Source organism: Aeromonas sp. QDB20, assembly GCF_027707805.1.
Lineage (GTDB): Bacteria > Pseudomonadota > Gammaproteobacteria > Enterobacterales > Aeromonadaceae > Aeromonas > Aeromonas dhakensis.
Genome location: NZ_JAPCJC010000016.1, coordinates 43529 through 57576, shown reverse-complemented (window position 1 = coordinate 57576; position 14048 = coordinate 43529). Strand labels below are relative to the sequence as shown.

The window sequence follows — 14048 nt, the reverse complement described above, 5'->3', positions numbered from 1 at the left end:
CGGACATTGAGGGACGAGCTGTGAGCAAAGTGAGGTTGCAATGAAATATCAACTGTTGTGGAAAAGCGCCCTGTTCTCGGCCTCTTCGGTGCTGGCGCTGGGAGCCGTACAGGCGGCACCCTTGAACGTGATGACCGAGGATTATCCGCCGTTCAACATGCAGGGGGAGGGTGGCAAGATAGTCGGCCTCTCCACGGAGGTGGTGGAGGAGCTGTTCAAGCGTGCCGGGGTCGAATACAAGCTGAGCATGATGCCCTGGAAGCGTGCCTACGAAGATACCCTCAGCACGCCCAATACCGCCCTGTACTCCACCACGCGCACGCCGGAGCGGGAAACCCTCTTCAAGTGGGTCGGGCCGCTGGTCAACAACAACTGGGTTTTCTTTGCCAATCCATCTTCCACCATCACGGTCAACTCCTTGGAAGATGCGAAGCAGTATTCGGTTGGGGGCTACAACGGTGATGCCGCTGCCGAATATCTCAAGGCGCAAGGGTTTGGCAAGCTGCAGCTGGCGGCCAACGATACCGCCAACGTGAAGAAACTGGAGGCTGGTCGCATCGATCTCTGGGCGACCGGGGAGTACCTGGCCCCCTATCTGGCCGCCCAGGAGAAGACGTCCAGTCCCAAGCCGGTGTTTGTGTTCAAGGAAACCCAGATGAGCCTGGCTTTCAACAAGGAAGCCCCGGATGAGCTCATCAACAAGCTCAACGAGATCCTGGCCGCCATGAAGGCGGATGGCACCATCGACAAGATCAATGCCAAGTACCATTAAGTTGTAACAAGACGTCGTTGCCGATATCGGGAGGGAACCATGGGTTGGAATAGTCTGACGTTCAGGATTGCCGTGCTGACCTCCCTGTCGGTGAGTCTGCTGCTGGTGTTGTTTGGTGGATATAACTACAACGCCGCCAGGGAGGAGAGCTACCGCCGACAGGCCGAGATGGTCGAGCAGGCCATCAGCCGGTTGCAGCTCTCCTTGCCTGGTCCGCTGTGGAATTACGAATCGGCTTTTGTCGAGGCATCCCTCAAATCCGAGCTGGCCACGGATGCGCTTAGCAGCCTGCTGGTGGTCAACAAGGACAAGCTGGTTGCGGGGTTTGTCCGTGATGATGCCGGTGAAATTCAGGTGGTGGCAAAGCTGCCTGCCGATCTGGGCAGCCATGCCAGCCATGAGCTGGTCTACGACGACAACGGCCAGCTCAAGACGGTGGCCAATCTGCTGGTGGTCAGCAGTGATCGGGCTATTTTGATCCAGTTGCGCCATCTGCTCATCACCACCGTCTGGCAGATAGTGGTGCTGGACGTCGGCATCATCCTGTTGCTGATGGTCTTGATCCATCGCAATGTGCTGCGCCCCTTGCGGCAGATGAACTCCGCAGTCTTCGATCTGGCCCAGGGAGATGGGGATCTGACCCAGCGCCTCAAGATCCGCCGGCATGACGAGATGGGGGCGCTGGCTGGCAACATCAATCAATTCATTGCCAAGCTGCAGGGGACGGTGTCGGAGATAAACACCCTGTCGGCAGGCGTCTTGCAGACGGCGGAGCTGTGCGATTCGCTGGCGACCGATACCCGGCATGGCAGCGCCGAACAGCAGTCAGAGCTGGATCAGGTCGCGACCGCCATCACCCAGATGAGCCATGCGGTACAGGAAGTGGCGGGCAATGCGGTCAAGACATCCGGTGCGACCGATGAAGCCAGCCTCTATGTGGAGCAGGGTTACAAGCTGGCCGGCCAGGCCAATGAAGCCATTCATCAGCTGGTCGGCGAGGTGGAGCGGGTAGCCAACCTGATCCGCTCCTTGTCGAGCGAGAGCAGCAGCATCGGCAACATCATCGAAGTGATCAACGGCATTGCCGAACAGACCAACCTGCTGGCCCTCAATGCCGCCATTGAGGCGGCCAGAGCCGGGGATCAGGGGCGCGGGTTTGCCGTGGTAGCCGATGAGGTGAGAACGCTGTCCGGCCGTACACGCCAGTCAACCGAGGAGATCAGTGCCAGTATCGCGCGCTTGCAGCAGGCGACCCACAATCTGGTGTCAGGCATGCAGCAAAGTCAGGACAAGGCCTCCCAGGCGGGGGCACAAGCCGCCGACGTGCAGCTCTCGGTAGAGAAGATAAAGACCCAGGTCGGCCTTATCCGTGAAATGAACATGTATATCGCCCAGGCCTCGGAAGAGCAGCACTCGGTGGCGGAAGAGGTCAGCAACAGCGTCAATCGCATCGCCGGGCTCAACAACGACAGTGCGGCGCGGGTGGGGCAGGTAGCCGATGCCAGCAGTGATTTGCGCCAGCTGTCGGCTCAATTGGACAGTCTGCTCAAACAGTTCAGGGTGTGATCGCCGGGCGCCAGCGAGCTGGCCGTCCAGGCAGAGGAGTGGATGATGGGAGTAACCAGGATGCTTGTCCTGTTCTGGGCTCTGTGGGCAGGAGGATTGCAGGCCGGGTCCGTCAGGTATCAGGTCGAAGGGCGGACGTTCGAAGGTTATCATCTGGCGGGGGCCAGTCAGCAGTCAACTCTGGTGCTGCTGGTCCATGACTGGGATGGGTTGACCGGGTATGAAATGAAGCGTGCCGACATGCTGGCGGCCTTGGGTTACCGGGTGTTTGCCGCCGACCTGTTCGGCGTTGGCGTGAGACCCACTGCGGTGGAGGATAAAAAGCGGCTGACAGGGGCGCTATACCAGGACAGGGCGAGCATGCGGACCCTGCTCGCCGGGGCGCTGGCCGAGGCCACGAGGTTGGGAGGCAAACCGGAAAAGGTCGTGGCGCTCGGTTACTGTTTCGGAGGGGCCGCCGTGCTGGAGCTGGCCCGCAGCGGGGCGGATCTACACGGTACAGTGAGCGTGCATGGCGGGCTGGAGACGCCGCCAGGTCAGAACTACCAACAGGTCAGGGGACGTGTGCTGATACAGCATGGCAGTGCTGACGAGGCGGTCAGCCTGGGGCAGTTTGCCGTCTTGATCGGCGAGCTGGAGAAGGCCGGCATCAGCCATGAAGCGACCAGTTACAGTGGTGCCCCTCACGCATTCAGTATGTTTGGATCAGACAGGTACCACGCCGAAGCCGATGCCCTTGCCTGGCAACGCCTGGTCGGTTTTCTGGCAGAGATCTCCGCAAAGTAACCCTGTGCGCTGGTTTGCAAGCCATGGCAGTGCCATGGCTTTTTGCTGTCTGTTGATCATGGCTGATGGCGTGCCAGTACGATCACCCACATGGCCCCGTCCCCTACGTGATAGCGTGCCAGCAGGGTCAGGGCACCGCTGACCGGGTCGATGCGATGCACCGCCAGCTGGTGGGAAGCCTGCCCGGCCGCCAGCAGCCAGTGGCCGCTCTGGTCGATGGCAAAACCGCGGGGCATGGTCTCGGTCGGGAAGTGGCCGACCACGCCGAGCTCGCCATCCGGCGCGATGGCGAACTGGGTCAGCAGGCTGCTTGCCCGCTCGCTGCTGTAGAGAAAACGCCCGTCGGGTGTCACGTGCAGATCCGCCCCCCAGCGCTCCCCCTGATAACCGGCTGGCAGCATGGAGAGGCTCTGACAGAGCCGGATCCCGCCGTCTGCGGTGGGCCGGTAGCGGTTGATGGTGCAGTCGAGCTCGTTGAGGCAATAGAGGTCGCCATTGCTCGGGTGCCGCGCAAGATGGCGCGGCCCGGCACCGCTGGCGGTCGCCAGATCCCCCAGCGGATGGGGGCGCAGCCGCCCCTCCTTGCAGAGCAGAAAGCGGCGGATGCAATCCTCCTTGAGGCAGGCGACCAGCACCTCCTGCTCGCCCTGTTTATTTGCACGCAGCAGGGTGACCGAATGGGCGGCCTGCAAGCCGTCGAGCTGCTGGTGGGGGGGCTCTGCCCGGCCGTCGACGGCGATGGCGGAGACGGTAACCTGATTGAAGGCATAGGAGGCCGCCAGCAGGAAGCGGCCGTCGGCCGAGATGGCGGTGTGGGAGGCGCTGCCCGCCAGCGGTGCCGATCCCTGCGTTTCCAGCCGGCCATCGGCCTCGATGCGATAGCTTATCAGGGCGAAATCGGGGCGCACGGCGGCATGGAGCCAGCGCCCGTTCGGGCTGATCACCAGCGGCTGGACCTGGCCCGGGGTGTCGACCACCTGCAATGGCGTGAGCTCCCCAGTAGCGGCCAGGGCAAATACGTGGATCTGCTGGCTGGCGGGGCTCGCCACATAAACGACCTGCTGCATCTGTTTCTCACTCCTTGTGCTGGGCAACTGCAGGCCATCTTATCCTCTTTCGCGCCCGGCTGGGCCTACTCTTTTGCCCGGCCCGGGCAGACCACCTGGCGGGCCTTGAGGTGGTAGAGCTCCACCTGCGGGTGACTGAAAAAGCCCACTTCCCACGGGTTCTTCTGTACGAAGGCGGCGCGGATAGGTTCGAACAGCGGGTGATCCTGCGGGATCTGGTAAGCATCGGCGGCGATGATGGTGTAGTTCCACTCGATGGCGCGGGTGTAGGTGAACACCGCCCGCGAGTCGATGGCGAAGTGGCAGCGGCCGTCCCGCTTGAGCAACTGCGACTTGAAGGTCTCGGGGAAGGTGATGAAGAAGATGTCGTCCTCATCGGAGGAGAGAAACGCCAGTACAGTGGTGTGGGGCTGGGACTGGGCCCGGGTCACCAGCACCCCGATCTTGTTCTCAACCTCACGCAAGTCAGGCACCGGCAGGCCGGTGAGCGGGGTGACGGGCAGCTCGCTAGCGGGGCGTTCATCGGCCGGATGTTGATAGCCCGGCTGGGCGAAGCCGTAGACCACCCGGTTGCCGTACCAGAGTTCGAACTGCAGCGGGGTGACCTGCACCCTGTCCGGAGCGGTGCGGGCGATCACCCCCTTGTAGGAGACGCGATAGACGCTCAAGGAGGCGTCGTACTCGTCGACCCCGGTGCGGTTGTCCAGATGCAGGGTGATCTTCTCCCCCACCGCCAGCTGGTGCCCCTTGGGAAAGGTCAGCAGCAGCTCGTTGTCTGGCTGGATCTCGACCCCGCAGATGTAGACGCCGGTCTCCTTGCTGGCGGGGTCGACATAGGTGGCGGCCACCCCGAGCAGGGGAGAGCCGAGAAAAGAGAGCAGAGAGGGTTGGGAACTCATGGCGCACCTTGGCAAATGTGGGGATCGGCTCCTCAGTGTATCGCGGCCGGCCGGGATTGGCAGGCCCCGTCATCCGGGGAGGCAAGCGCTTCAGGCTAGCGACAAACCGTGCCCCATTCTGGCCGGCCCGTCACAAAACCAGCGCAAGCGGTGGGCCACCGACACAAAAAAGGCCCCTTGCGGGGCCTTCGAGCGAGATGAGGGGCTGCCTTAACCGGGCTGGGGGCCCGGCAGGGCGGGAGGCTGAGCGGAGTCGGACTCCACCTTCTGCTCTTCGTCCTTCATGTTCTTGATGTAGACATCCATCTGGTTGAACGCGATCTCGATGCCGTTTTCGCGGAACAGCTGGTCTATCTTGCGGTTCAGCTCGTCCACCGCCGGGTTGCGATCGCCAAGCTCGCTCACGAAGAAGCGCAATTCGTGATCCAGGGTGCTGGCACCGAAGGTGAGGAAGTAGACGATGGGCGCCGGATCCTTGAGCACTCGGCTGTTCTCGTCCGCCGCCTGCTTGAGCAGGGTGCGGGTCAGCTCCAGATCCGAACCGTAGGCCACACCTACCCGTACGATGACCCGGGTGACCGTATCGCTCAACGACCAGTTGATGAGCCGCTCGGTCATCAGCTGCTGGTTGGGGATGATCACCTCCTTGCGGTCGAAGTCGGTCAGGGTGGTGGCGCGAATGCGGATCCGCGAGACGGTGCCGGAGAAGGAGCCGATGGTGACGGTGTCACCGATCCGCACCGGACGCTCGAACAGTATGATGATGCCCGAGACGAAGTTGGAGAGGATCTCCTTCATGCCAAAACCGATACCGACCGACAGACCACCGGCGACCCACTGCAGCTTGTCCCACTGTACCCCCATCATGGAGAGGGCGGTCAGCGAGCCGACCCCGATCAGCACGTAGTTGAGCATGGTGGTGATGGCGTAGGCTGTGCCCTGGGCCAGGTTCAGCTTGGAGAGCACCAGCACCTCCAGCAGACCCGGCAGGTTGCGGGCCAGCGACCAGGCGCCGCCCAGCAGCAGGAAGCCTATCAGTACATCGCTCAGGCTGATGGGGAACATCACGGCATTGGCCCCTGTCCCTTCAGTGCGGTGCCACAGCACCATGCTGTCGAGGTAGGAGAAGACCGCCACCAGATCGGACCAGAGCCAGTAGAAGGCGACGCCGAAGATCAGCAGCAACACGGTGCGGGTCAGACGCAGCGACTGCTGGCTGACATCCTCCAGATCCATGGGTTGCTCTTCGATGGTGTCTCCCCCTTCCGCATCCTCCTGGGCCTTGTGTTCGCGTTTGGCCACCGCACGGCGATAGGCCAGGCGACGGGCCGCGAGCTCAAGGCCGCGCAGGGCGGTACGGTAGACCAGGCTCCAGAGGATGAGCAGGTAGAAGGACTCGATCAGCCGGCCGGTCAGCTTGAGGGCGGTGTAGTAGTAGCCCAGTCCCACCAGCACGATCAGCGCCACCGGTGCCAGCGCCAGGGCGATGGCGGTGATGGACTGCTGCATGCTCGCCTCGCCCTTGATGCGGGCGCGGGAGATGGGGAATACCAGGTAGGCGGCCAGCCCCAGCAGGGCCAGGGTCAGCGCCTGACCCACCACGTCGTTGCCAAGGGAGGAGGGTTCCACCACCGCCTTGGTCGACAGCATAATGAGCGGCAGCAAGGGCACCCAGAGGTAGCGCATGCTGGTGCGCTTGGCCTGCAGATCGGCTTTCGGAATGCGGAAGTGGCTCTCGGCGATGCCGCCTGGGCGCATCACCGCCAGATAGACGCTGAACACCAGATAACCGAGCGCCAGGTTGAGGGTGATCTGGAAAATCAGCTTGGAACTGAGCAAACCGCAGTCAGTCAGCAGCAGGCCGGCAGCCAGAATGAACAGGCTGCCCGGCAGGCGTTGCAGCACGGTATAGCAGAGGGCTGCCGGGGTGTGCCACTGGCTGTCCTGGCGAAAACGCCCCAGATCCTTGGTGATCTTCTTCTGTCGCTCGATCAGCGTCGGGCGCTTCCAGATCAGCAGGCCACCTATCAGCAGCAGCGGCAGGGCCAGCAGAGTGATGGGCAGCAAGGTTTCACCCCAGCCGCTCCAGTCCGGTTTCAGCACCCAGTCGGAGGCCTGCTTGTAGGCCTGGGCCGGCCAGCTGATGAACCACTTGCCGTCGATGGGCTTGTTGCTGCTCACCCAGAAGATGTGCTGCTGCAGGGTGAACTCGATGGAGGAGTAGATCCGCGCCAGCTGCTGCTGGGTCAGCTGCAGGCTGATGGCGTTGGTCAGCTGGGCATCCAGCTGGCGGTTGAGCTGGTCGAGCAGGCTGATGCGGGTGTCGAGCAGCTTGGAGAGGCTGGCTCTGTCCTCCTCGCTCACCGGCTCGCTGCTATTGGCGATCAGGTTGTCCAGATACTGGGTCTTCTGGAACAGCTGGTCACGCTGCTGGCTCAGTTCGAACTGGGCCAGGTGCAGGTCGGCGATCTGCTCCTCCAGGTTCTTCACCAGGGTGGAGGGGGAGGACTCCAGCTGCTGGTAGAGCTGATAGAGGATGCGCGACAGCAGCAGGTTGCCCTTGAGCATCTGCACCTGTTCGTTGAGGTTGCGTTCGGTCTGAGTGCCGCGCTCCAGCCAGCTCTTGGCCTGCAGGTTCTTCTGCACCAGCGAGTTGAGGCTGGCGGTGGCGCTGACCAGCTGCTGGCTGAGCTGGTGGTTGAGCTCCTGCTCCTTTTGCACCAGCGGGCTGTCGGCGGCGGCCACCAGCTCACCGGTCTGTTCGGCGGTCTTCTCGGTGTCGCCCAGGCGCTTGGCACTGCTCTGCTCCTGCAGCAGTTGCAGCTTCTGCTCTTCGCTCGCGAGGCGAGCGGTCTGGTAGTCGCGCTGTTTGACCGCCAGATCCTGCATGCTGGTGCGGTTGTCCAGCTCCTTCTGCAGGTTGGCCAGCTGCAGATCCAGCAGGGCCAGCTCGGCATTGAGCTTCATCTTCTCGGCGCTGCTCACCCCGTCACCGGCGTTGAGGCGGGTACGGATCTCCTGGCTGCGCTGATAGGCGCGGCTCATGCTGGCCTGGGCCCGCTCCGGCAGGGTCTGCAGGTTGGTGAGCTGACTGCCGATGGTGCCGAGGGCCTCCTGGGCATCCTGCATGTTGGCCATGACGTCGGGCTGGCGACTCTCCAGCTCGCTCAGGCTCATGCTGGCGTATTCGCTCTTGATCTGCTCGGCGCTCTTGCCCTGGGTCAGGGCATCCAGTCTGGCGCTGATGTCGCGCAGCTCGGCCGGCAGGGAGCGAACGCGCTCGTTCTGGCTTCTGGCCTTGCTCTTCTCTTTCTCGATGCTGTCGAGCAGGGAGAGGGTGTCGGTCAGGAATTTCTGGTCGGCCTGCTGGCTGACGGTGAGGGTGTCCGACTTGCCGAGGGCGTCGAGTGCCCGTTGTACGCTGGTACGTTGGGGCACGTCCTGCGCCATGGCTTGCGGGGCGCAGAGGCTGACGAGTAAGCAGAGCAGCGGCAACAGGGTGGCCGAGGCTCTTTTGAACGGTATTGAGAGCATAAAACTTCCGGGTTATTACGCGATATTCGGGAGATGTCCCACTTGGATTAAATCCGCGTGGATTCTAACACCGGGCAGAAAGGGGCAGCAGGGGGGCGAGATAAAAAAAACGGCGCCCGCGGGCGCCGTTTTCAGCTTGTTCAGTTCCGATTAAAGAACGTGAACAGAAGCGGTGTTGGTGGTGCCGCTCGGTACCAGAGCACCGGAGACCATGACAACCACATCACCCTTCAGACCCATGCCGCTGGCCAGGGCCGCTTCTTTACCGATGCGATAGAAATCGTCGGTGGAGGCGATGCTGTCAACCACGTGAGCAACCACACCCTTGGTCAGTACCAGCTGGGCTGCGGTCTTCTTGTTGGTGGTGATGGCCAGGATCCAGGCTTTCGGGAAGTACTTGCGGATGGCCTTGGCAGACTTGCCGCCTTCGGTGGCAACCACGATCAGCGGGGCGTCCAGCTTCTCGGAGGTCTCTACCGCGCCTTTACATACGGCTTCGGTGATGCGCAGCTTGTTGCTGTCGTTGGCAGCAGACAGGTTGGACGGCATCACGGCATCGGTACGCTCGCAGATGGTGGCCATGATGGTCACGGCTTCCAGCGGGTATTTGCCCTTGGCGGACTCACCGGACAGCATGACTGCGTCGGTACCGTCCAGGATGGCGTTGGCCACGTCGCCGGCTTCGGCGCGGGTCGGACGCGGGTTCTTGATCATGGAGTCCAGCATCTGGGTGGCGGTGATGACCACTTTGCGGGCTTTGTTGCACTTCTCGATGATCATCTTCTGGGCGAAGATAACTTCTTCAACCGGGATTTCGACACCCATGTCGCCACGAGCAACCATGATGCCGTCGGAGACAGCCAGGATCTCGTCGAAGTTGTCCAGGCCTTCCTGGTTTTCGATCTTGGAGATGATCTGGATGTTCTCGCCACCGTGGGCTTTCAGGTGCTCACGGATTTCCAGCACGTCTTCTTTCTTGCGAATGAAGGAGGCGGCAACGAAATCAACGCCTTGCTCGCAACCGAAGATCAGGTCGCGCTTGTCTTTCTCGGCCAGGGCCGGCAGCTTGATGGAGACGCCCGGCAGGTTGATGCCTTTGTTCTCGCCCAGATCGCCGTTGTTCAGTACTTTACAGACAACTTCGCGCTCGGTGATTTCGATGACGTCCAGACCGATCAGGCCGTCGTCAACCAGGATGCGGTTGCCGACGCGCAGGTCGTTGGCGAAACCGGCATAGGTCACAGCGACTTTGTCTTTGTTGCCAACCACGGTCTGGTCGGTGGTGAAGGTGAAGGTCTGGCCAGCGACCAGGGCCACGTCGTTGCCGCCTTCCAGCTTGATGGTACGGATTTCCGGACCCTTGGTGTCCAGCAGGATGGCTGCGTGCTTGCCGGTTTCGGCCATGACAGCGCGCAGGTTGCTGATGCGACCACCGTGCTCGGCGTAGTCGCCGTGGGAGAAGTTCAGGCGCATGACGTTCATGCCGGCGTCCAGCATCTTGGCCAGCATTTCTTTGGATTCGGTCTTGGGACCGATGGTGCAGACGATTTTGGTCTTTTTCATGTCAGTCTTCATGGTTAAGGAGTTTCCGCCGTGCAATATACACCAGTTTTTGGATACTTTTTATGATCCAGAAACAACGTTTTGACCAGATAACGTTTTCTTTTCAGGGATAACGTTTTCCTCCCGGCTACTTTTTAGGGCATAAATTAACTGGTCAGCGCAGATTTGGCATAAATGTCGCCATATGTATCTCGGCGCCGGCCCGCCTCGTCAAATGTTGTAAAATGACGATCCCGTCCCTTCATCAAACCGTCATCGGTCCCCGACAAGAATAGACACTCTGCTGCCACCGGAGTGCTGCAAGATGGCCCCTTATCTGTTGCTGTTGTCCGTCGCCCTGCTGGGCGTGCAGGCGCTGCCCTCCAGCTGCTGGCCAGCCGATCCCGCTCCCCGCGATGGCACGCTGCGTGCGTTCGAGCGCCTTGAAAGGCTGCATGCGCAGGCCGCCACGGCCCGCGCGCAGCCAGGCTTGCCGCGCACCAATCCCCCGCTTGCCAAGGCATATCGACAGCCCTGAGCGGCAGGTTTGAAAAGAAGAGAGGGAGGCCAGGCCTCCCTCTTGTGTTGGGTGCTTCATTACTCCTTGGCGGCTCAGTTTATCTTGCCCATCTCGATGGCGAAGCTGGTGGCCAGCTGGGCAAACTTGAGGGCGTGGGCAGCCGAGGGATCCGAGTTTTGCAAGGTGTCCCGGGCGGTGTGGATGTTGGGGTTGTAGTCGTTGAAGCGCGACTCGAACGGCATGGCGGCCGGGTAGCCCTGATTGTGCCAGGAGGCGTGATCCGAGCAGCCGTAACCGCAGCTGTCATAGCCGTAGCGGATCTGGGGCAGATAGGCGTCGAGCAGCTGGGCCAGATAGCCGGTCAGCCCCTGGTCGGTGTAGTCGGTCATGAAGACTATGTCTTCCGCCGAGCCCTGGTAGTTGGTCATGTCCAGCTGCAGCGCCGCCAGCACCTTGGTATTGGCCGCCTTGTAGCGGGTGGCGATGTCCTTGGAGCCGCGCAGCCCCACCTCTTCCGCCGCATAGCCGATGAACTGCAGGGTGCGCTCCGGCTGGCGGCCCTGCTCTGCGATGACCCGCAGCACCTCGGTCAGGGTGGCGATGCCGGAGGCATCGTCGTCGGCGCCGGGGGCCAGGGTGCGGCTGTTGGGGGCGGAGCCCGCGGTGGAGTCGAGATGACCGCCGAGCACCACCACTTCGTCCGGGTAGCGGCTGCCCTTGAGGGTCAGCACCACGGACTGCTGCGGATAGCCGCTGTGCTTGACCCGGCTGACGCTGGCCCAGGGCAGGGTCGCGCTCAGGGTCTGCCACTGACCGGCCACCCAGTCAGCCGACTGCACCCCCGTGGTGGTGGTGTAGTAGCGGTTGCGCCAGCTGGCGAGCTGGCTGATGGTGCCGACTATGTTGCCCTGATCCAGATAGGGCAGCAGCCGGTTGACGCTGGCTCCCTGGGTCAACGGCGGGGCGCTGAACAGGTTCTGGCTGATGGGCTGGGCCATGCTCTGCAGGGCGTCGGCCAGGGTGCTGTGCACCACGTAGCCGCCGCAGCGCTGGTGCCCTTCGTGCATCAGGTGGGAGAGGGTGCCAAGCTCGCTCGCCTCGACCTGGGCCAGCTGGATGGGGGCGCCGCTGGCGCTGAACAGGGGGGCCAGCTTGGCTTTTACCTGCTTGAGTTCGACGCCGCTGTCGGCACCGACCGTGATCCAGACGGGCTCGGCGGCCTGTACGGCGAGGGGCAGCAGGGGGAGCAAGAGGGCAGTCAACAAGGGTTTCATGGCGGATCCTTCCAGATTGGTTGCGGCACATGTGCCAAATGGGTGTCATAAGACGACTGGCCCAGTCTAGCCAAGGAGGCAGACCTGCGAATTTGCCCACCTGGCGCGGCGCTCCCCCAATCCGGTGGGGGTCGCTGCAGGATCTGCTGTCTACTGCGGGCCGGCGAGGGTGGCTGGCGGAGCTTTGTGCTGGCGAGGGGGCGGTGAGCAGGGTGCTCGCGGCAGCAGCGGCGCTCGGCCCTGACCTGGGGGGCTGACAAAGGGAGTCAAACTGTGCCGTATCGCTGCTCGCCGCCGGTGGCGCAAGCCGTGGCCGGGTGCATCGGCGTCAGTGACGGGCATGACGGCAGCCATCAAAAAGAGGGGCAGTGCCCCTCTTCTGCATCTAAACGTGGGTTTAGGCGGTGGCCTGGGCCAGCATGCCGAGGGCTATCTCCCGCTCCCCCATGATCACCTTGTCTGCCCCCTGCCTGGTGAGGAAGCTCACCTCGTCGTCGCTGTGGGCACGGGCGATCACCCGGATGGTCGGGTTGATGAGCCTGGCCTGGGCGATGGCCTCGCCGGCTTCGAAGCTGTTGGGGATGGCCACCAGCAGCCAGCTGGCGTCGGCGATGGCGGCGCGGCACAGCACCTCGTCATCGGCCACGTTGCCGTTGACGTGGGGAATGTCGGCCTGGCGCAGGCTCTCCAGCCGGTGCGGATCCTGCTCGATCACCACCAGCTCGCGCCCGGCCTGCTGCAGGCCGTTCACCAGCAGACGGCCGACCCGGCCATAGCCCGCCAGTATGGTGTGGCCTTTCATCTCCACCGGCGGGCATGTGCACTCGGCCAGCACCTGGGTGTTGTCGGCGTCCGGCTGTTTCTCCAGATAGCGCTCGACGGCGTTGAACACCAGCGGGTTGAGCATGATGGAGAGGCTGGCACCCACCAGGATCAGGTCACGGGCTCCTTCCGGCACCAGTTTCAGCACTATGGCCAGCCCGATGAGGATGAAGGAGAACTCGCCGATCTGGGCCAGACTGGCGGAGATGGTGAGGGCGGTACGCTTGCTGTAGCGAAACAGCCGCACGATGGCGTAGGCCGCCGCCGACTTGCCGAACATGATGATGAACAGGGTGGCCAGCACCGCCAGCGGCTCGGTCAGCAGCACCGCCGGGTTGAACAGCATGCCCACCGAGACGAAGAACAGCACGGCGAAGGCGTCTTGCAGCGGCAGGGTGTTGTTGGCGGCGCGGTGGCTCAGCTCGGAGCGGTTCATGACGATGCCGGTGAAGAAGGCGCCAAGGGCGAAGGAGACGCCGAACAGCTTGACCGCGCCGAAGGCGATGCCAAGGGAGCAGGTCAGTACCGCCAGGGTGAACAGCTCGCGCGAGCCGGTGCTGGCGGTGTGGGTCAGCAGCCAGGGGATGAAGCGGCTGCCCACTACCATCATCAGCGCCACGAACAGGCTCACCTTGCCGAGGGTCCAGCCCAGATCCAGCGCTATGCTCTGCCAGCTCATGGCCTGCTCGCCGAACCGGATGTCGGCGATGATGGGCAGCATCACCAGCGCCAGCACCATCACCAGATCCTCGACGATGAGCCAGCCGATGGCGATGCGCCCCTGCAGGGTCTCCAGATTCTGGCGGCTCTCCAGCGCCCGCAGCAGCACCACGGTACTGGCGGTGGAGAGAGCGAGGCCGAACATCAGGCCGGCGATCGGATCCCACCCCAGCAGCGAGGCGAGCCCCATGCCGAGCAGGGTGGCGACCGCGATCTGGGCGATGGCGCCTGGGATGGCGATCCGCTTTACCGACATCAGATCGCGAAAGGAGAAGTGAAGCCCCACCCCGAACATCAGCAGGATCACCCCCAGCTCTGCCAGCTCGGGCACCAGCTTCATGTCGGCCACGTACCCCGGGGTGAAGGGGCCCGAGATGACGCCGGCCGCCAGATAGCCCACCATGGGGGAGATCTTGAGGCGCTGGGCCAGCATGCCGAGGATGTAGGCCAGCACGAAGCCGCCGACCAGGGTGGTAATCAGGGGAAGGGAGTGGTCCATGTCGTCACCTCGCTAATGGCAGTCAGGGGGCTACCAGATCACCGCGC

General features: G+C 62.9%; 10 protein-coding genes. 4 read left to right on the top strand and 6 right to left on the bottom strand.

Translation table 11 applies throughout. The annotated features are described in order from the left end of the window. Positions 1 to 40: 40 nt before the first annotated feature. From PG897_RS16820 to PG897_RS16810, 3 genes are read left to right on the top strand one after another with little or no spacing between them, the layout of a single operon-like run. Positions 41 to 772, top strand: a complete 732-nt coding sequence (locus PG897_RS16820) for a substrate-binding periplasmic protein (RefSeq protein WP_005303172.1) — start codon at positions 41 to 43, stop codon at positions 770 to 772. A gap of 39 nt (positions 773 to 811) precedes the next feature. After that, a complete protein-coding gene (locus PG897_RS16815) occupies positions 812 to 2338 on the top strand; it encodes a methyl-accepting chemotaxis protein (RefSeq protein ID WP_005303170.1) in 1527 nt (508 codons plus the stop codon). Between the two features lie 45 nt (positions 2339 to 2383). Further along, a complete protein-coding gene (locus PG897_RS16810; protein WP_201882510.1) occupies positions 2384 to 3124 on the top strand; it encodes a dienelactone hydrolase family protein in 741 nt (246 codons plus the stop codon). 56 nt (positions 3125 to 3180) lie between these two features. Here PG897_RS16810 and pgl read toward each other — a convergent pair whose 3' ends face one another. From pgl to pykF, 4 genes are all read right to left on the bottom strand, one after another. After that, positions 3181 to 4191, bottom strand: a complete 1011-nt coding sequence (gene pgl / locus PG897_RS16805) for a 6-phosphogluconolactonase (protein ID WP_201882495.1) — start codon at positions 4189 to 4191, stop codon at positions 3181 to 3183. Positions 4192 to 4256: 65 nt separating this feature from the next. Further along, complete coding sequence (locus tag PG897_RS16800) at positions 4257 to 5090, bottom strand: hypothetical protein (RefSeq protein WP_042007389.1); 834 nt, start codon at positions 5088 to 5090, stop codon at positions 4257 to 4259. Between the two features lie 210 nt (positions 5091 to 5300). After that, on the bottom strand, positions 5301 to 8624 hold the full coding sequence (gene mscK, locus PG897_RS16795; protein WP_201882494.1) for a mechanosensitive channel MscK: 3324 nt from the start codon (positions 8622 to 8624) through the stop codon (positions 5301 to 5303). A 150-nt stretch (positions 8625 to 8774) separates the two neighbouring features. Next, positions 8775 to 10187, bottom strand: coding sequence for a pyruvate kinase PykF (gene pykF / locus PG897_RS16790; protein WP_019839755.1), 1413 nt, complete (start codon positions 10185 to 10187; stop codon positions 8775 to 8777). 304 nt (positions 10188 to 10491) lie between these two features. On the opposite strand from pykF, the gene PG897_RS16785 reads away from it, so the two are divergent. Further along, positions 10492 to 10704 carry a hypothetical protein gene (locus PG897_RS16785; RefSeq protein WP_043169915.1) on the top strand — a complete coding sequence of 71 codons (213 nt, stop codon included), beginning with the start codon at positions 10492 to 10494 and terminating at the stop codon, positions 10702 to 10704. Between the two features lie 74 nt (positions 10705 to 10778). Here the strand turns inward: PG897_RS16785 and PG897_RS16780 are convergent, their stop codons facing one another. Together PG897_RS16780 and ybaL are read right to left on the bottom strand one after the other, a co-directional pair. Continuing rightward, positions 10779 to 11960, bottom strand: a complete 1182-nt coding sequence (locus tag PG897_RS16780) for a M28 family metallopeptidase (protein WP_005303156.1) — start codon at positions 11958 to 11960, stop codon at positions 10779 to 10781. Positions 11961 to 12357: 397 nt separating this feature from the next. After that, positions 12358 to 14001, bottom strand: coding sequence for a YbaL family putative K(+) efflux transporter (gene ybaL / locus PG897_RS16775; protein WP_043169917.1), 1644 nt, complete (start codon positions 13999 to 14001; stop codon positions 12358 to 12360). Positions 14002 to 14048 lie beyond the last annotated feature (47 nt).